The sequence below is a fragment of the Streptomyces sp. NPDC107528 genome, from assembly GCF_055639295.1.
In genome coordinates this window covers 362,103-385,342 of the sequence record NZ_JBVKAV010000002.1, presented here as the reverse complement: position 1 = coordinate 385,342, position 23,240 = coordinate 362,103, and the positions used below count along the sequence as shown (strand labels likewise).

The 23,240-nt window shown below is 70.7% G+C and carries 21 protein-coding genes and 2 pseudogenes; 11 read left to right on the top strand and 12 right to left on the bottom strand.

Going from position 1 to position 23,240, the window contains the following annotated elements; all coding sequences use genetic code 11:
* Window position 1: 1 nt before the first annotated feature.
* The 3 genes from ACZ7L5_RS06820 to ACZ7L5_RS06810 are packed head-to-tail and all read right to left on the bottom strand — an operon-like array spanning window position 2 to window position 3,655.
* On the bottom strand, window positions 2-730 hold the full coding sequence (locus ACZ7L5_RS06820; protein WP_471515000.1) for a hypothetical protein: 729 nt from the start codon (window positions 728-730) through the stop codon (window positions 2-4).
* A 31-nt stretch (window positions 731-761) separates the two neighbouring features.
* The gene (locus tag ACZ7L5_RS06815; RefSeq protein ID WP_471514998.1) at window positions 762-2,330 is read right to left on the bottom strand and encodes a vWA domain-containing protein; all 1,569 of its coding nucleotides are present in this window, start codon (window positions 2,328-2,330) and stop codon (window positions 762-764) included.
* On the bottom strand, window positions 2,327-3,655 hold the full coding sequence (locus ACZ7L5_RS06810; protein ID WP_471514996.1) for a hypothetical protein: 1,329 nt from the start codon (window positions 3,653-3,655) through the stop codon (window positions 2,327-2,329). The genes ACZ7L5_RS06815 and ACZ7L5_RS06810 overlap by 4 nt, the downstream gene beginning before the upstream one ends.
* Before the next feature lie 185 nt (window positions 3,656-3,840).
* Here ACZ7L5_RS06810 and ACZ7L5_RS06805 point away from each other — a divergent pair, with 185 nt between their 5' ends.
* On the top strand, window positions 3,841-4,134 hold the full coding sequence (locus tag ACZ7L5_RS06805; protein ID WP_328428111.1) for a hypothetical protein: 294 nt from the start codon (window positions 3,841-3,843) through the stop codon (window positions 4,132-4,134).
* Window positions 4,135-4,142: 8 nt separating this feature from the next.
* Here the strand turns inward: ACZ7L5_RS06805 and ACZ7L5_RS06800 are convergent, their stop codons facing one another.
* The 3 genes from ACZ7L5_RS06800 to ACZ7L5_RS06790 form a co-directional block, all read right to left on the bottom strand.
* Window positions 4,143-5,213, bottom strand: coding sequence for a prenyltransferase/squalene oxidase repeat-containing protein (locus ACZ7L5_RS06800; RefSeq protein ID WP_471514994.1), 1,071 nt, complete (start codon window positions 5,211-5,213; stop codon window positions 4,143-4,145).
* A complete protein-coding gene (locus tag ACZ7L5_RS06795; protein ID WP_328882006.1) occupies window positions 5,210-5,953 on the bottom strand; it encodes a class I SAM-dependent methyltransferase in 744 nt (247 codons plus the stop codon). Before ACZ7L5_RS06795 ends, ACZ7L5_RS06800 begins: the two co-directional genes overlap by 4 nt.
* Window positions 5,954-6,029: 76 nt before the next feature.
* Window positions 6,030-7,505, bottom strand: a complete 1,476-nt coding sequence (locus ACZ7L5_RS06790) for a glycosyltransferase family 4 protein (protein ID WP_471514992.1) — start codon at window positions 7,503-7,505, stop codon at window positions 6,030-6,032.
* 210 nt (window positions 7,506-7,715) lie between these two features.
* On the opposite strand from ACZ7L5_RS06790, the gene ACZ7L5_RS06785 reads away from it, so the two are divergent.
* Window positions 7,716-8,333: a TetR family transcriptional regulator gene (locus ACZ7L5_RS06785; RefSeq protein WP_383236122.1), complete on the top strand. Its 618-nt coding sequence runs from the start codon at window positions 7,716-7,718 to the stop codon at window positions 8,331-8,333.
* Window positions 8,334-8,578: 245 nt separating this feature from the next.
* On the opposite strand, the gene ACZ7L5_RS06780 is transcribed toward ACZ7L5_RS06785, so the two are convergent.
* A complete protein-coding gene (locus tag ACZ7L5_RS06780; RefSeq protein WP_471514990.1) occupies window positions 8,579-8,812 on the bottom strand; it encodes a ferredoxin in 234 nt (77 codons plus the stop codon).
* A gap of 2 nt (window positions 8,813-8,814) precedes the next feature.
* A complete protein-coding gene (locus tag ACZ7L5_RS06775; protein WP_471514988.1) occupies window positions 8,815-10,272 on the bottom strand; it encodes an aldehyde dehydrogenase in 1,458 nt (485 codons plus the stop codon).
* Window positions 10,273-10,487: 215 nt separating this feature from the next.
* Here ACZ7L5_RS06775 and ACZ7L5_RS06770 point away from each other — a divergent pair, with 215 nt between their 5' ends.
* Window positions 10,488-11,516 (top strand): MBL fold metallo-hydrolase, encoded by a 1,029-nt coding sequence (locus tag ACZ7L5_RS06770; RefSeq protein WP_362377875.1) that lies wholly within the window; start codon window positions 10,488-10,490, stop codon window positions 11,514-11,516.
* Window positions 11,517-11,588: 72 nt separating this feature from the next.
* A pseudogene (locus ACZ7L5_RS06765) lies at window positions 11,589-11,809 on the top strand (nuclear transport factor 2 family protein); the annotation flags it as partial.
* A gap of 47 nt (window positions 11,810-11,856) precedes the next feature.
* On the opposite strand, the pseudogene ACZ7L5_RS06760 reads toward ACZ7L5_RS06765, so the two are convergent.
* Window positions 11,857-12,512, bottom strand: a pseudogene (locus tag ACZ7L5_RS06760) (phosphotransferase).
* Window positions 12,513-12,819: 307 nt separating this feature from the next.
* Here ACZ7L5_RS06760 and ACZ7L5_RS06755 point away from each other — a divergent pair.
* From ACZ7L5_RS06755 to ACZ7L5_RS06730, 6 genes are all read left to right on the top strand, one after another.
* On the top strand, window positions 12,820-14,055 hold the full coding sequence (locus ACZ7L5_RS06755; protein ID WP_471514985.1) for a prenyltransferase/squalene oxidase repeat-containing protein: 1,236 nt from the start codon (window positions 12,820-12,822) through the stop codon (window positions 14,053-14,055).
* On the top strand, window positions 14,052-14,753 hold the full coding sequence (locus ACZ7L5_RS06750; protein ID WP_471514983.1) for an SCO2322 family protein: 702 nt from the start codon (window positions 14,052-14,054) through the stop codon (window positions 14,751-14,753). The genes ACZ7L5_RS06755 and ACZ7L5_RS06750 overlap by 4 nt, the downstream gene beginning before the upstream one ends.
* A complete protein-coding gene (locus tag ACZ7L5_RS06745) occupies window positions 14,753-15,928 on the top strand; it encodes an energy-coupling factor transporter transmembrane component T (protein ID WP_471514981.1) in 1,176 nt (391 codons plus the stop codon). The genes ACZ7L5_RS06750 and ACZ7L5_RS06745 overlap by 1 nt, the downstream gene beginning before the upstream one ends.
* Window positions 15,925-17,640 carry an ABC transporter ATP-binding protein gene (locus ACZ7L5_RS06740; protein WP_471514979.1) on the top strand — a complete coding sequence of 572 codons (1,716 nt, stop codon included), beginning with the start codon at window positions 15,925-15,927 and terminating at the stop codon, window positions 17,638-17,640. Before ACZ7L5_RS06745 ends, ACZ7L5_RS06740 begins: the two co-directional genes overlap by 4 nt.
* Window positions 17,637-18,476 carry an ECF transporter S component gene (locus ACZ7L5_RS06735; protein WP_471514977.1) on the top strand — a complete coding sequence of 280 codons (840 nt, stop codon included), beginning with the start codon at window positions 17,637-17,639 and terminating at the stop codon, window positions 18,474-18,476. The genes ACZ7L5_RS06740 and ACZ7L5_RS06735 overlap by 4 nt, the downstream gene beginning before the upstream one ends.
* A gap of 335 nt (window positions 18,477-18,811) precedes the next feature.
* On the top strand, window positions 18,812-19,228 hold the full coding sequence (locus ACZ7L5_RS06730) for an aggregation-promoting factor C-terminal-like domain-containing protein (RefSeq protein WP_328881995.1): 417 nt from the start codon (window positions 18,812-18,814) through the stop codon (window positions 19,226-19,228).
* Window positions 19,229-19,437: 209 nt separating this feature from the next.
* Here the strand turns inward: ACZ7L5_RS06730 and ACZ7L5_RS06725 are convergent, their stop codons facing one another.
* Window positions 19,438-20,673, bottom strand: coding sequence for a cytochrome P450 (locus tag ACZ7L5_RS06725; protein WP_471515834.1), 1,236 nt, complete (start codon window positions 20,671-20,673; stop codon window positions 19,438-19,440).
* Window positions 20,674-20,964: 291 nt separating this feature from the next.
* On the opposite strand from ACZ7L5_RS06725, the gene ACZ7L5_RS06720 reads away from it, so the two are divergent.
* On the top strand, window positions 20,965-22,134 hold the full coding sequence (locus ACZ7L5_RS06720; RefSeq protein WP_363040576.1) for a steroid 3-ketoacyl-CoA thiolase: 1,170 nt from the start codon (window positions 20,965-20,967) through the stop codon (window positions 22,132-22,134).
* Here the strand turns inward: ACZ7L5_RS06720 and ACZ7L5_RS06715 are convergent.
* The gene (locus ACZ7L5_RS06715) at window positions 22,118-22,390 is read right to left on the bottom strand and encodes a DUF397 domain-containing protein (RefSeq protein ID WP_471514975.1); all 273 of its coding nucleotides are present in this window, start codon (window positions 22,388-22,390) and stop codon (window positions 22,118-22,120) included. The genes ACZ7L5_RS06720 and ACZ7L5_RS06715 overlap by 17 nt on opposite strands.
* Window positions 22,350-23,198: a helix-turn-helix domain-containing protein gene (locus tag ACZ7L5_RS06710; RefSeq protein ID WP_471514973.1), complete on the bottom strand. Its 849-nt coding sequence runs from the start codon at window positions 23,196-23,198 to the stop codon at window positions 22,350-22,352. The genes ACZ7L5_RS06715 and ACZ7L5_RS06710 overlap by 41 nt, the downstream gene beginning before the upstream one ends.
* Between the last annotated feature and the right edge of the window lie 42 nt (window positions 23,199-23,240).

Here is a 23,240-nt window from a genome sequence, read left to right as displayed (position 1 = left end):
TTCACTGGAAGACGGAGATGGGGTCCAGGGTGAGTTCGCCCGTGGTGCCGTTCCAGGTGCGTACCCGGCCCAGACATGTGGCCGGGAACTCCTCGTCCGCCGAGAAGCTGTCGACCCTGAACTCCTCCTCGCGGACCCAGGACCGCTCGCAGGTGATCTTCATCTGAGCGCGCGGCTCGCCGGTGCCGTAGCGGGCGCGCAGGACGACGTCCTCACCGTCCCTGCGGACGGTGAAGAGGCCGGAGACCGAGACGTAGGTTCCCCTGACGGCGGTCAGCGGTGTGCCCCTGGCCTCCGTGCCCCGCAGTTGATCGGCGAGGGCCGCGGTGAGGAAGAGCTGCTCGGTCGCGAGGTCGGCGTCCACCACCATGTCCCGCTCCCGCAGCCGGTCCATGATCAGGCGGATCGTCTTCATGGGGGTGTTGGGTTCCCAGTACTCCGTGCGCGTCTGCGTGTTCCGGTCGCGCTCGGCCCGGCCGCCGAGGGTGAACCGGCTGAACAGCCCGAAGCCGGTGGAGAGGCTGGTCTCGTGGGAGACGTTCACGTCCGCCTTCGGTATGCCGAGGATGTCCGCGACGCCCTCGACCCGCGTCTCATGCAGGTAGATGCACATACCGGAGAACATGCGCCCGTCCCTCAGGCGCCGCCTGCGCCGGGCGGCCACCCAGCGCGCCACCACGTACTGCGCCACCACGGCCACGCAGGCCGCCGTCAGGAGCCAGACGGCCATCCACGGCCACCGCATGCTCCACCACTGACTGTCAATGACACCCACGGATCTCCTTGAACGCGTCGGAGAGGGAGGAACGATTGGCGTCGACCATGCGCCCGCCCGTCGCGTCGGCCGCCTTCTTCAGTGCCGCAGCGTCGGCCTCGCCGAAGTGGACGGGGAAGGTGGGCACTTCGCGGGCATCGGCGCCGAGCCGGTCGCGGCGGCGCAGGAACTCCTCGTAGGAGATGCCCGCGTTGCTCTCGCCGTCCGTCATCAGCACGATGGCGACGGGCCGTTCGGGGGCCTCGCGCACGGCGTCCGCGGCGATGCGGTAGCCGCGGTCGAGGGCCGACCAGACGGCGGTGGAGTCGTCGAAGGATTCGGCGGCCACGACCTTGCCGAGGGTGCGCAGATCGCCGTCGCCGCGCACGGTCACCGTGCGTTCCTGAAGGACCCGGCCGCCGAACCGTACGACGGTGAGGTGCTCGCCCCGGTAGAAGCGGGCGAACTTGCCGGTGGACGTGGGGTCGGCGCCGCTCAGCCCGGCGAAGGCGGCGCGCAGGTCGGCGATGCGTCCGCCGCGCATGGAGCCGGAGAAGTCGAGCAGGAACACCACCTGGTCGGTGGTGGCGCTCGCGGGGTCGCCGTAGTCGGTGACCAGTTGCTCCACGATGGAGAGCCGGTCGGGGAAGGACAGGGCGTTGCCGATCGCCGTGCGCAGGGGCTCGGCCGGAGTGACGTCCTGGTTGACGGGCCGGCGCCAGGTGCGCTGCATCAGCTTTTGCTGCACGTCGTCCGTCAGCAGCCAGTCGACCACCTTGCGGTACGCGGCCCGCCGACCGGGGTCGAGCAGGAGCAGCGGGAAGTCGGAGAGCACCATGCCGTCCTCGGGGTGGACGATCCGCAGGGGCTCGCGCAGCTTCTTCGTGGCGTTGAGGGACAGCAGCTCGGATTCGTGGGCGATGAGTGCGTTGGCCTCTTTCTGATGGGCCGGGTACGACGCGATGAGCTCTTGTGAGCTGGCGGCGGTGAGTGTCTGCCCGGAGCGGAAGCCGCGCAACCGGTCGCAGGAGACGTCCTGTTCGCGCAGCGCGCTGCCGGTTCCGGCCGCGGCGGTGGCGACGCCGACGAGGGCCGCGCGCCCGGTGTCGCTGCTGCGCGGATCGGCCATCCCGAACCGTACGGTCCCGTCGGCGGCGGCGTCCGCGATGTCGGCCCACGACAGCCGTCCGCCGGGTACGTCGGCGCGCAGCTTGTCGGCGACTTCCGGGGTGAGGCCGACCACCACGGGCGAGCGCATGATCGAGGTCGACTCGGGCCGGGCCGTCTGCTCGCCCTTCGCCAGGAGCCGCAGCAGATACGAGCGGTCGGAGGCCGGCCAGGCGAGGTCGTACGACGAGCTGCGGGCGCCGGACAGGTCGGCCGTGGCCCGGTAGTCCATGTCCAGCGTGACGCCGGTGTCGTCCTTCAGCTCGCCCAGCAGGGGCTCCAGGTCGGCGAGTTCGGGGCTGGCGAGGACCCGCAGGGTCACCTCCTCGTCGCCCCGGGTGCAGGAGGTGAGGGCGGCGAGCAGGGTCAGTGTCAGACAGGCGGTGAGGGTGCGTGCGTACCGCTTCATGGCGCGTCCGGCACGGGTGGCGGGCAGGAGCCCACGGAGTTGATGATCTCCTGGAGGACGTCCAGGTCGGGTTCGTACACCTTGGTCTCGTCGCGGTTGGGCGTGGGCACCTGGATGCCGTGTGCGCTCAGGTAGTCGTTGAGCTGGTCGCTGGTGCCCTCCTCGCCGGAGAAGCGGACGCGGAAGCCCAGCTCGATGGCCCGCTGGCGCAGTTCGGGGTCGTCCTCGATGGCGCGGACGAGCCGGTCGCCCTTGCCGGTCAGGGAGATGAGCTGGGGCTCGGTGAGGGCGTAGGGGGTGGGGTAGAGCAGGACCCGGTCGGTGTCCTGCTTGCCGTATTTCTTCCGGTACTCGATCTGGTGGGCCAGGTACTGGTGCTCGTAGATCAGGGAGATGGGCGCGATGCTCTCGCCGAGGTCGGAGAGGTAGCTGTCGGCCTGTTCGTCGGCCCACATGCCCTGGAGGTCGATGAGGGGCTTGATCTTCCGTGCGACGGTCTCGGCCTCCCGCGTCGCCCTGGCCTCGTCGTCCGCGCCCGCGCCGGGTGTGCTGTCGCCGTTCGCGACGAAGGCGAGGATGCTCAGGTAGGTGCCCGCGGCGTTGGACTCGCAGACGCTGGAGGTGCGGACCAGGACGCGGCCGCTGTTGCTGCGCACGCCGGCCTTGTCGAAGCCGATGCCGTTCCAGGTGTCGGCGCGTTCGGAGGTGCCGTCCCCGTCCTGGTCGCCGGTCTCGCGGCCGCCGGCCTTTCCGTCCAGCAGGTCCATGAACTTGCGCATGTCGAGGTCGTAGTAGAGCGTCCCGCCGCTGTCCGTCATGGGCTGCGGGGTGGCCACGCCCATCTTCCGCAGGGTCTCGGCGTAGTCCCGGAACGTGCCGAGCACCAGCGGCGTCACGAAGGGGCGGACCGAACGCACGGAGTGGTCCTGGCGGTTGAGGATCAGCTTCGCGGCGGGCTGGCCGGACGGGAAGACCGCGTCCATGCCCTTGAGGGACTGGGTGGCGATGCCGCGGGAGCCGAGGCGGTGGATGTCGACGCGCAGGCCGTGCTTCAGCAACAGCCGCTGCACCTCGGGATCTTTGAAGTAGTCCGACTTGGAGGCCATCCTGGCCTCGATGGTGGTGATGCGGTCGAACGGCCGCAGCGCGTTGCCCGTGATCAGCAGGGCGATCAGCCCGGCCAGGGCGAGCGGAAGAGCGATGACGACGTGGATCGGTAACCGTGCGCGGGGCCGGCCCCTGTCGCGGGTGCGCAGTCGTGGTTCCGGCGCGGTGCGTGGTCGGTCGGCTTCGGATGTGGCGTGCGGTCTGTCTGCTTCGGACACCGGCTCTCCTGCCCTCTCCGGGAGGAGGATCGTCGGGGATCACGATGAACGGTGAACGACCTTGTGTGGAACGTCAGTTGAACGTGAGGACCCGTTCGGGTTCCGGTCACGGCCTCGGGAACGAGTTCTGGCCAGGGGTTTTCGGTAGCGGGTTTCAGTCACGCGTCCCGGGCAACCCGCAGGGCATGTCCCCTAGATATCGCAACGGTTCCAACCAGGCCGGCACGGCCATAGCGATCGTCGCTGACGTCATGGCCCTCATCCTGGGCATGTGGATCCTGATGTACCTGCTGGACGCCAACCGGGCGAACGACTTCGTCCAGTTCGTCCATGACGCGGCCCGCTGGTTGGCGGGCTGGTCCCACGACCTGTTCACCTTCGACGAGGAGTGGGCGAGGGTCGTGGCGGGGTACGGCCTGGCGGCGGTCGTGTACCTGTTCGTGGGCCACGCCATCGCCAACCGGGTCCACCGCCACTGACCCCGTCGTCAGCCGCAGCAGTCCGGGTCCAGCCCGGTCGGCAGACGATCCCCACCGAACACCGCGCAGGTCGCGTCGTGCCCACCCAGCGCGGCGACGGCCAGCAAGAGCGACCCCGCCGTCCACGTGGTCAGCTCGCGTGGCCAGACTGCGGCGTCCTCGAAGACATAGCCCGTCCAGTAAAGGCCGCTCTCCGGGTCCCGCAGGTGCTGGATCGACTGGAGGATGTCCAGCGCGCGGTCGGACTCGCCCATCGCCCACAGGGCCAGGGCGAGTTCGGCCGACTCGCCGCCCGTGACCCACGGGTTGGGCACGACGCACCGCACCCCGAGCCCGGGCACGACGAATCGGTCCCAGCCCTCCTCCATACGGGACTTGGCCTCGGCGCCCGTCAACGCCCCGCCCAGCACCGGGTAGTACCAGTCCATCGAGTAGCGGTTCTTGTCCAGGAATCGCTCGGGGTGGCGGCGGATCGCGTGCCGCAGCGCGCCCGCCGCCAACTCCCAGTCCGGCTGGGGCTCTTCCCGCTGCTCGGCGATCGCGAGCGCACACCGCAGCGCGTGGTGGATCGACGACGAACCGGTCAGCAGCGCGTCCGCGGTCGCCGTGCCGTCGTCGTCGCGCCTCCAGCCGATCTGCCCGCCCGGCTGCTGGAGCTGGAGGACGAACTCGACGGCCGCGTAGACGGACGGCCACATCCGGTCCAGGAACGTGTCGTCGCCGGTGGAGAGGTAGTGGTGCCAGACGCCCACGGCTATGTAGGCGACGAAGTTGGTCTCGCGGCCGGAGTCGGTGACGTCGTCGTGGGCCCCGTCGTGGTACGCGGCGTACCAGGAGCCGTCCTCGTTCTGGTGGGTGGCCAGCCAGGTGTACGCCCGCTCGGCGGCCGCGTGTTCACCGGCCGTGTCCAGCGCCATCGCCGCCTCGACGTGGTCCCACGGATCGAGGTGGTGCCCGCGGAACCACGGGATCGCCCCGTCCTCCCGCTGTACGGCGACGATCCCTGCGACGGTCGCGGCGGCCTGCTCGGCGGTGAGGACCCCGGGCAGGACCAGGTGTTCCGTCCGGGGGGTCGTCACTTGGCGGCCGCCTCGGAGAGCCGGGGCAGGTGGGGCTTGGTCGCGTACGCCACGAAGCTCTTGCCGATGAGCGGGTTCAGCGCCTGTTCGGCGACCCGGGTGGCCAGCGGTTTCTTCATGATGTCCCAGACCAGCAGCTTGTGGTACGCCCGCACCGGCAGCGCCTTGTCGTTGTCGACGCCGAACGCGCACTTCAGCCACCAGTAGGGCGAGTGCAGCGCGTGCGCGTGATGCGTGCCGTACGGCTTCAGCCCGGCCTCACGGATCTTCGCGAGCAGTTCGTCCGCCTTGTAGATGCGGATGTGGCCGCCCTCGACCTCGTGGTACGCGTCGGAGAGCGTCCAGCAGACCTTTTCGGGGCCGTAGCGCGGGACGGTGATGGCGATCCGCCCGCCGGGCTTCAACACCCGCACCATCTCGGCGAGTACGCCCTTGTCGTCAGGGATGTGCTCCATGACCTCGGAGATGATCACGACGTCGAAGGACTCGTCGGGGAAGGGCAGCGCGAGCGCGTCACCCTCCATCGCCGTGGCGGTGGCACCCTCGGGGGCCTCCCCCGCCTCCTCCATCGCCGCGAACCACTTCGCGACCTCGCGGATCTCCTCGGCATTCTGGTCCAGCGCCACGACCTGGGCACCGCGCCGGTAACACTCGAACGCGTGCCGGCCGGCCCCGCAGCCGAGATCCAGAACACGGTCCCCCGGGGCAAGCGGGAACCGGGAGAAGTCGACGGTCAGCACGTGGCCCTGCTTTCGCGGTCGGAAGGGTGAGAGGAGGAGCGGGAGCAGCTGGGGTGGGCGGGCGGGCGTACGACGGTCACTGGGCGGCCTCGGACACGCGCGCGACTTGGCCGATTCCGGCCGCCGGCACGGCGTCTCCCGCCACGGCGACCTCAACTTCCTTCACCTGTACGGAATCACCGGACTGCGCGGCCTCGGCCGCCTTGCCTGCCCCGGCCCCCCTGCGCTCCCCGTCGCGGCCCCCCGAGCGGGCTATGGCCTCGCGGTAGCGGGACACGGTCCCCTCTGCGGCCTTGGCCCAGGTGAAGTTGCGCAGGACTCGGTCGCGTCCGGCCGCGCCCAGGCGGTCGCGGAGTTCGGGGTCGCCGAGCAGGCGGCTCAGGCCGGCGGCGAGGGCGCCCGGGTCGCCCGGTGGCACCGCCAGACAGGTCTCGCCGTCGCGGCCGGCGACCTCGGGGATCGCCCCGCCGGTCGTGGCGACGAGCGGCGTGCCCGTGGCCATGGCCTCGGCGGCCGGCAGGGAGAAGCCCTCGTAGAGCGAGGGCACGCAGGCGACCTGTGCCGAGCGCACGAGGTCGACGAGCTCCGCGTCGGAGATGCCCTTGACGAACTCGACAGCGCCTTCCAGGCCGTAGCGCTCCATGGCCTGGGCGACCGGGCCCTCCTCGGGCCGCTTGCCGACGACGACGAGGTGGGCGTCCGGGTGCTCGGTGCGGACCTTGGCGAGGGCCTCGACGAGGAAGACCAGGCCCTTCAGGGGGACGTCGGCGCTGGACGTCGTGACGATGCGGCCCGGGATCTGCCGTACCGAGGGATCTGGCGAGAACAGGTCCGTGTCCGCTCCGATGTGCACCACGTGGATACGGTCCTGCCGGACGCCGAGATGGTCGACGATCTCCGCGCGGGAGGTGCCCGACACGGTCAGCACCGACGGCAGCCGGCGCGCGACCCGCTTCTGCATGCGTGTGAAGGCGTACCAGCGGCGTACGGACATCCGCCGCTTCCAGCCCTCCGCCGCGTCCAGCTCCAGCTGCCGGTCCACGGTGATGGGGTGGTGGATGGTGGTGACGAGGGGCGCGCCGACGTCGCCCAACAGGCCGTAGCCGAGGGTCTGGTTGTCGTGCACCACGTCGAACTCGCCGCGCCGGGCGCGCAGATGGCGGCGGGCACGCAGCGAGAACGTCAGCGGCTCGGGGAACCCGCCGGTCCACATGGTCGCCACTTCCAGCGCGTCGACCCAGTCGCGGTACTCGTCACGCTTCGGCGTGCGGAAGGGGTCGGGCTGGCGGTAGAGGTCGAGGCTGGGGAGCTCGGTGAGGGTCAGACGGTCGGCGTAGTCATCGCCCTCGTCGAGGACGGGGTAGGGCTGGGAGCCGATGACCTCGACGCGGTGCCCGAGGCGGGCCAGCTCGCGGGAGAGGTGCCGTACGTAGACGCCCTGGCCGCCGCAGAACGGGTTCCCTTTATAGGTGAGAAGCGCGATGTCGAGCGGTCGCTCGCCGTCGGCGGCAGGGTCCGTCGGGGACCCGGCCTCCCTGGCCTCAGCGGTCACTCTGGGCCCCCTTCTCCCTGCACTGTCCCGCGAGATTACGCCGGGACGCTAATCTAGAACAAGTTTCAGACTTGATCGTTCAAGAGGCTCTGAATCTACCGGCAGGTAGCGCCGCTGTGAGCGATGGATCAGGTGATTCACGCCACGACCGACGCGCTGGCATGCTCTGTCCGGTCACTCACCCTCACCGACTGTCACGGAACGGGATCCATGCCTGCGGAAGTCAGTAGCGCGAGCCCCGCCTCACCGCCCCTCACCGAGCGGCAGGAGGCCCGCCGTCGGCGCATCCTGCACGCCAGCGCGCAGCTCGCCAGCCGGGGCGGTTTCGACGCGGTGCAGATGCGCGAGGTCGCGGAGTCCTCGCAGGTGGCGCTCGGCACGCTGTACCGCTACTTCCCGTCCAAGGTGCATCTGCTGGTCGCCACGATGCAGGACCAGTTGGAACACATGCACGGCACGCTGCGCAAGAAGCCGCCGCAGGGGGAGACGGCGGCGGAGCGGGTGGCGGAGACCCTGATGCGGGCGTTCCGCGCCCTGCAGCGCGAGCCGCACCTGGCCGACGCGATGGTCCGCGCCCTGACCTTCGCCGACCGCAGCGTCTCCCCCGAGGTCGATCAGGTCTCCCGGCAGACCACGGTGATCATCCTGGACGCGATGGGCCTGGAGAACCCGACGCCGGAGCAGCTCTCCGCGGTCCGCGTCATCGAGCACACCTGGCACTCGGCACTGATCACCTGGCTGTCGGGCCGTGCCTCGATCGCCCAGGTGAAGATCGACATCGAGACGGTGTGCCGGTTGATCGACCTGACGGCGCCCCCGGACGCGTGAAGGACCTACGAGACGGGTTCCCTTCGCCGGTATGGTCCGGATCAGGTGCTGGAGGTCGCCTTCCGGCCCGACTGCTGCCTTCCGGCCTCTCAGCCCGGACCGTCGATGTCGGCCCCAGCGGAAGCCGTCTGCTTCTCGCCAGAGTCGGCTACTCCGGTTCGGACTCCCTCACTCGTCCCGTAGGCCGGTTTCCAGAATAGAACATTCGCCCGGAAATGAACCCGCCGAAAGGGGATTTTCTGGTGCTACTCCTCCGGCGGAAACACCGGCTCCCCGCTCCCCAGCAGCGTGATCACGATCGCCTCCACCGGGCAGCTCTCCGCCGCCGCCAGGATCGTCTCGTTCGCGTCGGTCTCCGGGTCGGCCGGATGGGACTGGCGGGCGGTGTCGAGGTGGAAGGCGGCGGGGGCGTGGTGGACGCACTGGGCCGAACCGATGCACACCGACCGGTCGACCTCGACGTGCCAGCGGTCGCCCATCCCTATGCCTCCCAGCCGGCCGGCAGGTGGATCATCTTGTGCTCAAGGAACTCCCCGTACCCCTCGGGGCCGAACTCCCGCCCCAGGCCTGAGTTCTTGTAGCCGCCGAACGGGCCCAGCATGTCCAGGCTGAAGGTGTTCACCGAGTAGGTGCCGGTACGGACCTGGCGGGCGATGTCGATGCCGTGCGCGGTGTCGGCGGTCCAGACGCTGCCGCTCAGGCCGTAGTCGGAGTCGTTCGCGATCTTCACGGCCTCGGACTCGTCGCCGTAGGGCAGGAGGCAGATCACCGGGCCGAAGATCTCCTCGCGGGCGATGCGCATCGAGTTGTCCACGTCCCCGAAGAGCGTCGGCTCGACGTACCAGCCCTTCTCCAGCCCGGCCGGACGCCCGCCGCCGGTCAGGATCTTCGCGCCCTCTTCCTGGCCGATGCGGATGTAGTCGAGGTTCCTGCGCTGCTGGCGCTGCGCCACCAGCGGGCCCACCTGGGTCGCCGGGTCCAGCGGGTCACCGACCACCAGCGCGCCGGCCGCCGCGGCGAAGGCCTCGGCGAACTCGTCGTAGCGGGAGCGCGGGAGCAGGATGCGGGTCTGGGCCACGCACGCCTGGCCGTTGTTCATCCAGGCCGCCGGGACGACACCGGCGACGGTCGCCTCGACGTCCGCGTCCGGGAGGACGACGGCCGCCGACTTGCCGCCCAACTCCAGCGTCACACGGGTGAGGTTGCGGGCCGCGACCTCCATGACACGCTTGCCGGCCGCCACCGACCCGGTGAAGGAGACCTTGTCGATCCCCGGGTGCCCGACCAGGTACTCACTCACCTCGCGGTCCGCCGGGAGGATGGACAGCACGCCCTCCGGCAGCCCGGCGTCCTTCGCGATCTCGGCGAGGAGGTAGGCGTCGAGCGGCGATTCCGGGGACGGCTTGAGGATCACCGAGCACCCGGTCAGCAGCGCGGGCCCGAGCTTGGCGGCGGCGACGAACTGCGGGACGTTCCAGGGCACGACGGCGGCCACGACCCCGACCGGCTCACGCCGCACGAGGATCTTCCCCAGCACGCCGTCGCGTGCCTCCTCGTACGTGAAGTTCCGCGCGACCGTGATCGCCGAGTCCCACACCATCATCGCGCCGAGCGCCTGCGCGAGGACGCTCCAGGAGTACGGGGAGCCGTTCTCGGAGGAGATCACGCGGGCGATCTCCTCGTGCCGTACGGCGATCGCGTCCTTGATCCGCGTGACGACCTCGATCCGCTCGTCGAGGCTCATCCGCGGCCAGGGCCCCTCGTCGAACGCCTTGCGTGCCACCGCGACCGCCCGGTCGACGTCGGCCGGCGAGGCGTGCGGCACGCGGCCGATGACCTCTTCCGTGTGCGGCGAGATCACCTCGATGACGCCCTCGCCCAGGGGATCGGTCAACTCCCCGCCGATGAACAGCTGTCCGTGTTCCACGAGCTCGGTCATGGCGACTGCCTCCCCTGGAGCGAGACTCTGACTCTGGCTCTGACTCTGTTCTCTGCTTATGACTCTGACGATCCATCAGATATCCCTGAACTGATACCAGTTCCACTCCGAGGAGTCCACGGACCGCACATGGATGACTCGGGCTCCCATCGAAACGCGTTCTAGTTATAGTGGGCCGAGTCGGCCGGAAACGTGTCGCGGCGATTGGGGAGCCCATGGCGCAGGTGTATGACCACGGCGGCGGCGTCCGGTCCATCCAGGTCCCCATCCCCGACAACCCACTCGGCCACACCCTCGTCTACGTCGTCGACACCGACCGCGGCCCGGTGCTGATCGACACCGGCTGGGACGACCCGGCCTCCTGGGACACCCTCGCCGAGGGCCTGGCGGCCTGCGGCACCGCGCCCGCCGACATCCACGGCGTGGTGATCACCCACCACCACCCGGACCACCACGGACTGTCCGGCAAGGTGCGCGAGGCCTCCGGTGCCTGGATCGCGATGCACGCGGCGGACGCGGCGATCGTGCGGCGCACCCGCACCACCCAACCCGAGCGCTGGTTCACCTACATGGCGGCCAAGCTCACGGCGGCCGGCGCCCCCGACGCGCACGTGGCCCCCCTGCGCACGGCCCGCCGCCCGAGCACGCTGCCCGGCTTCTCCCCCGCCGCCCCCGACCGCGAGATCGTCCCCGGCGACCTCCTCGACCTCCCCGGCCGCCGCCTGCGCGCGATCTGGACCCCGGGCCACACACCGGGCCACGTCTGCCTGCACCTGGAGGAGGACCACCCGGCCCGACTCCCCGGCCACGGCCGCCTGTTCTCCGGCGACCACCTGCTCCCCCGGATCACCCCGCACATCGGCCTGTACGAGGACCCCGACGACACGACCGTCACCGACCCCCTCGGCGACTACCTCGCCTCCCTGGAACGCGTCGGCCGTCTCACCCCCGCCGAGATCCTCCCGGCCCACCAGCACACGTTCACCGACGCCCCGGCCCGCGTGAGCGAGTTGCTGACCCACCACGAGACCCGCCTCACCGACCTCCTCACCCTGCTCGCCACTCCCCTCACCCCCTGGCAGCTCGCCGAACGCATGGAGTGGAACCGGCCGTGGGAGCAAATCCCGTACGGATCACGGAACATCGCGATCGCGGAGGCGGAGGCCCATGTGCGGCGACTGGTGAAGCTGGGGCGGGCGGAGGCGGTGGCGGGGAGTGAGCCGGTGACGTACGTGGCGGTGTGAAGCATCACCATGAACGCCATGAACCCGGTGGACCCCGTGGACCCCGTTGACCCCTAGGCCCCCTTGGAACTGCTGCTCGCCGAGCGAGCCTGCGAGCGCCTCGTCATCGACTTCGTCCACCGCCTCGACTCGTCGCGGGGCGGAACGCGCCGGCCGCGTACTTCGGCTCCCGTCCCGCCGACCGGCTCTCGCGTCGCCTGATGTCCAACGTCCTCGTGACGGTGCCGTCCCCCGGCACCGCGACGGCGACCTCGTACTTCACGACGTACCGCGTCGACGGCCACGAGTCCGGCGGTCGCCGGACGGCACCTGGCCTTCGGCGGCCCGACCCCGCGGCCGCCTAGGCCATGAACGACCGGACCAACTCCGCCGCCTCACCGAGCACTTCGACTTCCGGCACGGTCATCGTCGGGTTGGCGGCCCGTCGGCGCAGGGCCTCCGTCAGGCCGTCACCGGTCAGGTCGGAGGGGTCGGCGAGGAGGGCGGCGAGCGTCGCGCGGACGGGCTGTGCGAACTGCTCGTCCACCAAGGCCACCTGCGCGAGGATCACGGCGGACATGCCCCAGTCCAGGCCCGGGTCGCCCTCCTCGGCGTTGGCCCAGTCGATGACGTAGGGGCCGTCGGGCGTGAGCATCACGTTCTCCGGGTGGAGGTCCAGGTGGACCACTCGGCCGGGGACGGCGTGCAGCTGCCGCAGGAGGCCGGCCAGCATCGCCCCGGACTCACGCGGGTCGATCCGTCCCGCGACGAAAGGCCTCCAGCATCGTCGGCCCGTACAGCCGCTGCATCACCAGCTCGGAGCGCGAGGAGTCGGCGAGCCGCACCCGGGGGCACCGGGTAGCCGTGGGCGCGCAGACGTTCCATCAGGGCGCCCTCGGCGAGGCCGTCGGCGTAGCCCTCCCGGTCGCGGCGCAGCACCCACGCCTCGTCGATCTCGTACACGTCGGACGCGCGCCCCGAACCGAGCAGCCGTCCCGCCCTCCCGCTGATCCCCATGATCCCCCTGCGCCCGAAGCTGCCCCCGCTCACAGCCTCCCCTCAGCCACTTCCCTACGGGCCGGTAGAGTGGCGGCGTCGTCATCACACCCGTACGGGGGAAAGCCGGTGCAAATCCGGCGCTGACCCGCAACCGTGAACCGGTCGTCGAAGGCCGGTGAGCCGGATCGCCGCGTACGGGACAGTGACCGGCTCACGTGCACCGGCAGCCTGCCGGAGCGCGGCACCGTCGAGGTATACGGAGCCGAGCCGCCGGGGGTTTTCCCTGTGCTGCCCGGTTCCCCTTAGGGAAGGGCACCCGCCGATCATGTACGTCCGCCGCAGCGCAGCGGTCCTGGCCGCCACCGTCGTGATCGGCGCGGCCGCGCCCGCCGTAGCCGCCGACCCGACCCCCTCCACGTCGCCGTCGCAGGCGTTCCCCGCCGAGCTGTACGGCGACTCCGACCCCACGTACGACGGCGTCTGGCGCCAGTCCCTCGCGCTGCTCGCGCAGGACACCGTGGACGTGACGCCGGCGAAGGGTGCGGTGGACTGGCTGGTCGGGCAGCAGTGCGCGAACGGGGCCTTCGCGCCCTACCGCGCCGACACGGGCGCGGACTGCGGCGCCAAGACCATGATCGACACCAACAACACGGCCGCCGCCGTCCAGGCACTGACCGCGCTCGGCGGGCACGACGCCGTCGCCGACAAGGCGGTGTCCTGGCTGAAGTCGGTCCAGAACAAGGACGGCGGCTGGGGCTACACCCCGGGCGGGGCCACCGACGCGAACTCGACCTCGGTCGTGGTCGGCGCGCTGGCCGCAGCCGGCGAGAAGCCGGCGGAAGTCGTCAAGGGAGGCAAGTCCCCCTACGACGCCCTGCTCGAACTCGCCCTGCCCTGCAAGGGCGCCGACGCGGGTGCCTTCGCGTTCCAGCCGGACAAGAAGGGCGGCCTGGCCGCCAACGCGGACGCGACCGCGGCGGGCGTCGTCGGCGCGCTCGGCAAGGGCCTCGTGGTGAGCGCCGGCAAGCAGTCGGACCCGTCCTGCAGCGACGCCGGCTCAGCCACCCCCGAGCGGGCCGCGGCCAACGGCGCCGCGTACCTGACGAAGGCGCTCGCCAAGGACGGCCACCTGAAGTCCGCCCTCCCCGGCGCCGAGGACCAGCCCGACTACGGCAACACGGCCGACGCGGTCGTCGCCGTCGCCGCGCAGAGCGGGGCGAGCGCCGCCCGGAAGCCGCTGGGCTGGCTGGAGCAGAACTCCTCGAAGTGGGCCGTGCAGAGCGGCCCGGCCGCCTACGCCCAGCTGATCTTCGCCGCCCACGCGACCGGCGCCGACCCGCGTGACTTCGGCGGCACTGACCTGGTCAAGCAGCTCAACGCGACGGGCCCGGCACCGCAGTCGGCGCCGAACGGGTCGGTGACGACGTCGGCGAAGGCCTCGGACAAGCAGGAGGACGACGACAAGGGCTTCGGCGTGTGGTGGTTCGTCGGCGTCTGCCTGGTCGCCGGAATCGGCGTCGGCTTCCTGCTGAGCGGCCGCTACAAGGCCAAGCGATCGTGATCCGCCGCGCCCTCACCCTCCTCCTGGCCGCGCTGGTCCTCGTGACCGGCGCGGCCCAGGCCGCCCAGGCGACCGGCTACCGCTACTGGTCCTTCTGGGACCGCGACGGCGACAAGTGGACGTACGCCACCCAGGGCCCGTCCACCGCCCGCCCCTCCGACGGCGACGTCCAGGGCTTCCGCTTCGCGGTGAGCGAGGACTCGAAGGACGCCGCCCAGCCGAGGGGCGCGGCCGTGTTCGCGGTGATCTGCGCACGGACGCCCGCACAGGACGGCAAGAAGCGGGTGGCTCTGGTCATCGACTTCGGTACGACGGCCGACGCCCCGTCGGGCGGAACGCCCCCGGCCCGCCGCACCGTGTGCGCCCGCGTCGCCCCGGACGCGACCACCGCAGAGGCCCTGGCCACGGTGGCCAAGCCCCTCCGGTACGGCACGGACGCGCTGTTGTGCGCGATCGGCGGCTACCCGGAACAGGGGTGCGGGGAGCAGGTGGCCGGCGGCGACACGTCGACGACGGCGTCCCCGAAGTCGCCCTCCGAGGAGTCGTCCTCCGCGCAGTCGTCCTCCGCCGAGTCGTCTTCCGCTGAGAAGAAGGACGCCTCGGACGACGGTCCGTCCCTGGGCCTGGTGGCGGGGATCGCCGTGGTGGCGGTGCTGGGCGCGGCAGCGGTCTGGCAGGCACGGCGGCGGCGAGGCTGATGGCAAGCCGCCCCAGCCGGCCCGCGGGCACTCGTGCCGCCGGGGCGGCGCCCGTCCCGAAGAGCGGCGGCACCGCACCGGCGCCGGCAGGCGGCCCCACCCCCCAGCCGCGCCCCCGCGCACAGCTCCACCCCGGCGCCTGGTGGCTCTGGGCCCTCTCCCTGGGTACCGCGGCCACCCGCACCACCAACCCCCTCCTCCTCACCCTCCTCATCGCCACGTCCGCCTACGTGGTGGCGACGTGCCGCCCGAACACCCCCTGGGCCCGCTCCTACTCCGCCTTCGTCAAGCTCGCCCTTGCCGTCCTCCTCATCCGCCTCTTCTTCGCCGTGGCCCTCGGCTCCCCCATCCCCGGCACGCACGTGGTCGTCACCCTTCCCGAAGTCCCCCTCCCCGACTGGGCCCAGGGCATCCGACTGGGCGGCAGGGTCACCGCCGAGGCCCTCGTGTTCGCCCTGTACGACGGCCTGAAGCTCGCCACGCTGCTGATCTGCGTGGGTGCGGCGAACGCCCTCGCCAACCCCACCCGTCTGCTGAAGTCCCTCCCCGGCGCCCTGTACGAGATGGGCGTGGCGGTGGTCGTCGCCCTCACCTTCGCCCCCAACCTGATCGCCGACGTCCAGCGCCTGCGCGCCGCCCGGCGTCTGCGCGGGCGACCCGACCGCGGCATCCGCGGCCTCCTGCACGTCGGACTCCCGGTCCTGGAGGGCGCGTTGGAGCGTTCGGTCGCCCTCGCCGCCGCGATGGACGCCCGCGGATACGGCCGTACCGCACAGGTCCCCGCGCCCGTCCGCCGCACCACCACCGCCCTCACCCTCGGCGGCCTGCTGGGCGTCTGCGCGGGAACGTACGGCCTGCTCACCGCCCAGGGCGCCGCCTACGGCCTGCCCGTCCTCCTCGCCGGCCTGGCAGCCGCGCTGGCCGGCCTGTGGCTCGGGGGCCGCCGTACCCCTCGTACCCGCTACCGGCCCGACCGCTGGGACGTCCGCGCCTGGCTCGTCACCGGTTCCGGCGCCGCGGTGGCCGTACTGCTCACCCTCGCCGCATCCCGGGACCCCGAGGCGCTGCACCCCGGTGTGGTCCCCCTGGTCGCCCCGACCCTGCCCCTGTGGCCTGCGGCGGCCGTACTGCTGGGCCTGCTGCCCGCCTTCGTGATCCCCAAGGAGCCGTCGTGATCCGCTTCGAGGATGTATCGGTGACCTACGACGGTGCCCTCGAACCCTCCGTCCAGGGGGTCGACTTCGAGGTGCCGGAGGGCGAGCTCGTCCTCCTGGTCGGGCCGTCGGGCGTGGGCAAGTCCACCGTCCTCGGCGCCGTCAGCGGCCTGGTCCCGCACTTCACCGGCGGCACCCTGCGCGGCCGCGTCACGGTGGCCGGCCGCGACACCCGCACCCACAAGCCGCGCGAACTCGCCGACGTGGTGGGCACGGTGGGGCAGGACCCGCTCTCCCACTTCGTCGCGGACACGGTCGAGGACGAACTCGCCTACGGCATGGAGTCGCTGGGCCTGGCCCCCGAAGTGATGCGCCGCCGCGTGGAGGAAACCCTGGACCTCCTCGGCCTCACCGACCTCCGGTCCCGCCCCATCGCCACCCTCTCCGGCGGCCAGCAGCAACGCGTCGCGATCGGCTCGGTCCTCACGCCGCACCCCCGGGTCCTCATCCTCGACGAGCCGACGTCGGCCCTCGACCCGGCCGCCGCGGAAGAGGTCCTCGCGGTCCTCCAACGCCTGGTCCACGACCTCGGTACCACGGTACTGATGGCCGAACACCGCCTGGAACGGGTCATCCAGTACGCCGACCAGGTCGTCCTGCTCCCGTCGCCCGGTGCACCCCCGATCCTGGGCACCCCGGCGGAGGTCATGGCCGTATCGCCGGTGTACCCGCCGGTCGTTGCCCTGGGCCGCCTGGCGGGCTGGTCCCCGCTACCACTGACGGTCCGAGACGCGAGGCGGAGGGCGGCAAACCTACGTCAACAACTTGAGGGGCGGAACTGCAACGCCGCCAAGGGGCGCGGGGAACTGCGCGACCAGCCACGACGGGCCCGCACCCGCAACGAATCCGCACCCTCCACCCCCGTGGGCGCCACCCCCCGCTGGTTCCGCCGCAAACGCACCGAACCCACCCCGCCCTCCCCCCACACAGCCGAGGTACAAGCCCTCTCCGTAACCCGCGACGGAATCCAAGCCCTGCGCCACGTCGACCTCACCGTCACCCCCGGCGAAACCATCGCCCTCATGGGCCGCAACGGCGCCGGAAAATCCACCCTCCTCAACACCCTCGTCGGCCTCGTGGAACCCTCAGCCGGCACAGTCCAAGTAGGCGGAGCCACCCCTCACCGCACCCCGCCCCGCGACCTCGTACGCAAAGTGGGCCTCGTCCCCCAGGAACCCCGCGACCTGCTCTACGCCGACACGGTCGCAGCCGAGTGCACGTCAGCCGACGCCGACGCCGGCGCAGCCCCCGGCACCTGCCGCACCCTCGTCTCCGAGCTCCTCCCGGACATCCCGGACGACATCCATCCCCGCGACCTCTCCGAGGGCCAGCGCCTCACCCTCGCCCTGGCCGTCGTACTGACCGCCAAGCCACCGCTTCTCCTGCTCGACGAACCGACCCGTGGTCTGGACTACGCGGCGAAGGCCCGTCTGCTCGGCATTCTGCGCGGGCTCGCCGCCGAGGGGCACGCCATCGTCCTGGCCACCCACGACGTGGAGCTGGCCGCCGAACTGGCCCACCGGGTGATCCTGCTCGCCGACGGAGGGGTGATCGCGGACGGCCCGGCGGCGGACGTGGTGGTCGCCTCCCCGTCCTTCGCCCCGCAGGTGGCCAAGATCCTGGCCCCGCAGAAGTGGCTCACGGTCGCCGAGGTACGGGAGGCCCTGGCATGACGGGCCGCTCCGCTCACCCCACCCCCCAGGCCCGAGCCGTCCGCCTGGGCCCCCGCTCCATCGCCGCCCTGGCCCTGGTCAGCGCGGTCGGTGTCGCGGCGTTCGGCTGGCCGTTCCTGACCCCGCCCACCTCTCAGCTCAGCGCGCACGCCCAGGACGCCCCCTGGCTCTTCTCGGCTCTCCTGGTCCTCCTCGTCGCGGTGGTCGCCGCCACGATCTCCGAGTCGGGGCTCGGCCCGAAGGCGGTCGCGATGCTCGGCGTACTGGCGGCGACGGGGGCGGCACTGCGGCCGATCGGGGCGGGTACCGCCGGTCTGGAGCCGATGTTCTTCCTGATGGTGCTCAGCGGGCGGGTCCTCGGGCCGGGCTTCGGGTTCGTGCTCGGCGGGGTGACGATGTTCGCGTCGGCGCTGCTGACAGGCGGGGTGGGCCCCTGGATGCCGTTCCAGATGCTGGCGATGGGCTGGTTCACGATGGGCGCGGGCCTGCTGCCGGGCCAGGACCGCCTGCGCGGGCGGGCGGAGCTGCTGATGCTGGCCGTCTACGGCTTCCTCGCGGCCTTCGTCTACGGCACGATCATGAACCTCGCCGGTTGGCCCTTCATGGGCGCCCTGGCCTCGAACGTCGCCTTCGACCCCGACGCGGCCGTCCCCTCGAACCTGGCCCGCTTCGTGACGTACTGCCTGGCGACCTCCCTCGGCTGGGACCTCGGCCGGGCCCTCGTCACCGTCGTCCTGACCGTCACTCTCGGCCCGGTGATCCTGCGGGCGCTTCGCCGTGCCACGCGCCGGGCTGCTTTCGAGAGCCCGGTCACATTCGACGCACCCACAGGGTGAGGGGTCACGCGCGGTCTGTGATCCACACGGTGAACCACCCCACATGACTCACATCACCTACGATCCACCCTAGTCGGACAAATCGGATGCCATGCGCATGACGATAGCGGTCCTGACCTGTGCATTGAGAGCCACGTCACACGAAGACCGCTGCCCCCGCATACGACCACAACTAGCAAAAGGGACCATTGCGGACACCCTCCCGGCCTGTTTCTCTGGACGACGTCGCACGGCGCCGACGTGCCCTCAGGGGCCGCGGCGCCGACGTACGCCCCCGCCCCGCATCGCGTGGTTCCGGCTTGCCTGCGGCCCCTGTCCCCGAAGAAAGGCTCTCCGTGTCCGCGATTTCCACCTTCCGTCGCATCTCCGCCCCGAAGAAGGCTCTCGCCGGTGCCGCCCTGGCCGCCACCGCCGCGGGCACGATGTTCGCCGCCGCGCCCGCCCAGGCCGCGACGACCGAAGCCGGCTCGGCGCAGAAGGTCGCGAAGAAGATGATCTCGGACTCGGCCCAGTACCAGTGCTTCTCCAAGATCGTCGACCACGAGAGCGACTGGAACGTGAACGCCACCAACTCCTCCAGCGGCGCCTACGGCCTCGTCCAGGCCCTGCCGGGCAACAAGATGGCCTCGGCCGGCTCGGACTGGAAGACCAACGCGGCCACCCAGATCGAGTGGGGCCTGGACTACATGAAGGACCGCTACGGCAGCGCCTGTGGCGCCTGGGACTTCTGGCAGTCGAACGGCTGGTACTGAGCCGACCCCGCCAGACCCTGAACCGAAGGCGGCGGCCCCCGATCCCCGGGCCGTCGCCTTCGCCATGTCCACGAGTCCCCCACGCACGGACGGAGCCGTCTCGGGGGAGGCAGGAACGGGGCGTAGGGATAAGGGGTGCTCCTGCCTCCCTCGGGACGGGCCGACGGCGCCGGGAAGCCGTCGGCCCGAGTGTGGCGCCGTGCGTCTCGTCAGTCGGCGGTCACCTGGAGTTCCTTGACGCCGTTGATCCAGGCGGAACGCAGTCGGCGCGGGTCGCCGACCATCCGCAGGCCGGGCATGGCGTCGGCCACGGCGTTGAAGATGAGGTCGATCTCCAGGACCGCCAGGGACTTGCCGAGGCAGTAGTGGGGACCGCCCCCGCCGAAGCCCAGGTGAGGATTGGGGTCACGGGTGATGTCGAAGGTGTCCGGGTGGTCGAAGACCTCGGGATCGTGGTTCGCCGAGGCATAGAAGATTCCTACCCGGTCCCCCTTGTTTATGCGCTTTCCGCCCAACTCCGTGTCCTGAGTGGCGGTCCGCTGGAAGGAGACGACGGGCGTCGCCCAGCGGACGATCTCCTCGGCCGCCGTCGCCGGACGCTCCCTCTTGTACAGCTCCCACTGCTCGGGGTGGGTGAGGAAGGCGTGCATCCCGTGCGTGATGGCGTTGCGGGTGGTCTCGTTGCCGGCCACCGACAGCATCAGCACGAAGAACCCGAACTCGTCGGAGCGCAGGTTGCCCTCGTCCTCCGCCGCCACCAGTGTGGTGACGAGGTCCTTCGCCGGGCACTCCTTGCGGTCGGCGGCCATGTTCATCGCGTACGAGATGAGTTCGGTGGCCGACTCCTGCCCGACCTCCTCGGTGATGGCGTACTCGGGGTCGTCGTACGCGATCATCTTGTTGGACCAGTCGAAGATCTTGGCCCGGTCGTCCTGCGGGACGCCGATAAGCTCGGCGATGGCCTGCAGGGGCAGTTCGCAGGCGACCTCGGTGACGAAGTCGAAGGGGCCGGAGTGCTGCCGGGCGTTGGCGGCGATCGACAGCGCCCGCGCGCGCAGGCGCTCCTCCAGGGCCCGGATGGCTCGCGGGGTGAAGACGCGCTGCACGATCTGGCGGACCCGGGTGTGCTCGGGCGGGTCCATGTTCAGCAGGATCAGCCGCTGCGCGTCGATGGCGTCGCGCTCGATGTGCTCGTTGAAGCGGATGATCGCGGTGTTCAGTGAGGACGAGAACAACTCCGGATGCGTGGATACGTACTTGACGTCCGCGTGCCGGGTCACCGCCCAGTAGCCCTCGTCCTGGAACCCGGCTACGTTGCCCGACTGCGGGATCCAGCGGACCGGTTCAGCCTGGCGCAGCTCGGCGAACTCAGGGAGGGGTACGCGGTGTTGCAGCACATCGGGATCGGTGAAGTCGAACCCGTCGGGAAGCGCTGGACAAGGCATCGGCAACTCCAGCCATCTAGCCATGTAGCCATCTGACGGACCATCAGAGCAAGGATTGCCGCGAAGGTAGTAACGGGTTCTACAAGTGGCAAGAGGCGCGGCACCCCGAATTGCGTGCGGGATTCGTGCAGATCTCCGCAGATCAACACTTCAGACGCTGCACGACTCTTGCGGCAGTCGACACGCTGTCAGCAGACTGCAATGGGAACTAGTACGTGTTCTAGTTCCGCGTGGCGGGGCCGGCCGGGACGCCCCCGCGCCGCGCGGGTAACCGAGGAGAGGACACTCCCCATGGCCGCGGAACCCGTGATCGTCGAAGCAGTACGCACCCCCATCGGCAAGCGCGGCGGCGCGCTCGCCAACCTCCACCCCGCCTATCTCCTGGGCGAGACGTACCGCGAACTCCTGGGCCGCACCGGCATCCCCGCCGACGCGGTCGAGCAGATCGTCGGCGGCACGGTGACCCACGCCGGCGAACAGTCCATGAACCCCGCGCGCACGGCCTGGCTGACCATGGGCCTGCCGTACGAGACGGCCGCGACGACCGTCGACTGCCAGTGCGGGTCCTCGCAGCAGGCGTCGCACATGACGGCCAACATGATCGCGGCGGGCGTCATCGACGTCGGCATCAGCTGCGGTGTCGAGGCGATGTCGCGGGTGCCGCTGGGGTCGGGGTCGAAACACGGGCCGGGCAAGCCGTTCCCCGACGAGTGGAACGTGGACCTGCCCAACCAGTTCGAGGCGGCGGAGCGGATCGCCCGCCACCGGGGGCTGACGCGCGAGAACGTCGACTCACTGGGGCTGGTCTCGCAGGAGCGGGCGGCTGCCGCCTGGGCGGAGGAACGCTTCAAGAGGGAGACGTTCGCCGTCCAGGTCCCGACGACCGAGGACGAGCAGCGCGCCGGGCAGGGCATGTGGCGGCTCGTCGACAAGGACGAGGGCCTGCGCGACACGTCCATGGAGGCCCTGGCGGGGCTCAAGCCCGTCATGCCGACGGCCGTGCACACGGCGGGCAACTCGTCCCAGATCAGCGACGGCGCGGCGGCGATCATGTGGGCGTCCAAGCGGATGGCGCGTGCGCTGAAGCTGCGGCCCCGGGCGCGGATCGTCGCCCAGGCGCTGGTGGGCGCCGACCCGCACTTCCACCTCGACGGCCCGATCGACGCGACGAACGCCGTGCTGGGCAAGGCCGGGATGTCCCTGAAGGACATCGACCTCGTCGAGATCAACGAGGCTTTCGCGTCAGTGGTGTTGAGCTGGGCTCAGGTCTTCGAGCAGGACCTGGAGAAGGTGAACGTGAACGGCGGCGCGATCGCCCTCGGGCACCCGGTGGGGGCGACCGGGGCCCGCCTCATCACGACCGCCCTGCATGAACTGGAGCGGGCGGACAAGGAGTTCGCGCTGGTGACGATGTGTGCGGGGGGTGGCTTGGCCACCGGCACCATCATTCAGCGGCTATAGCCCAACCCAGGAACGCGTTGAATGCGGCGGGGTCGAGGGTGACGATCGGCCCCGCCGGGTTCTTGGAGTCGCGGATGGCGATGGTGGTGTGCGTTTCACCGACCTCGACGCAATCGCCGCCCTGGTCACTGCTGTACGGCGACTTCCGCCAGGCCAGGCGGCCGAGCGGAGCGCATTCGACGCAGGATCCGCCCTGATCACCGCTATAGCTGGACTTACGCCACTGCATCCCCGCCGGAATCGCCTTGCTCGCCATAGCGTTCCTCCATTACGCGCCGGATCAGCTTCGCCGAGTCTTTGAGGGAGAGCGCGGCGGCTTGAAGATGATCGTAACGGAGCGAGCAGTCCTTGACGGTGTCTGGGTTGGCGCTCGGATGCCCGCTGCCGTAGCCCTCCGTGTAGACGATGGTCGGGTCGCTCGGGAAGCGGAAGAGGTCGAACGAGCCTTGCATTCCCGCGTGCGCCCCAGCCGAGAACGGCAATACCTGGATGTTGATCCGGGGGTTGTCCTCGAACGACAACAGCATGGCGAGTTGCTCCCGCATCACCTCGGGGCCACCGATCCCTTGATGCAGAACTGCTTCACTGACGATCGCCCAGAACACTGGCGGCTCGACCTTGTCGAAGATGCGCTGGCGCGCTAGCCGCACCGAGGTACGGTCTTCGAGGTTGCTCTGGTCCACCGCACCGAGCACAGCACACGCGTATGCCTCGGTCTGCAACAGACCATGCACCAGGTGAGTGTGAAAGGTGCAGATCTCAATCGCCCGCCCCTCCAACTCTGCCACCTGTTGAAACCAGGCCGGAAGTTGACTACGCATCACCAGCTCGTGGAGCCGGGACAGCGCCCCGCCCGTCCCCAACGCCACATCCACCCGCTCGCTGAACGGCAACGTCGGCAGCTTGCGTGCCGTCTCGATCTGGCCGACCAGGGACCCCGTGCAGTACACGATGTCCCCGAGCTGCTTCTGGGTCAGCTCCGCGGCCTCGCGGTAGCGGCGTAGTTCGAAGCCGTAGTAGTCGAGTGGCGAGGCGCCCGGGTCGAGGATGTTGATGTGGGTCACGCAGCGGCCCCTCTCGCGCAACTCGGCCCACTTCGGGACCTG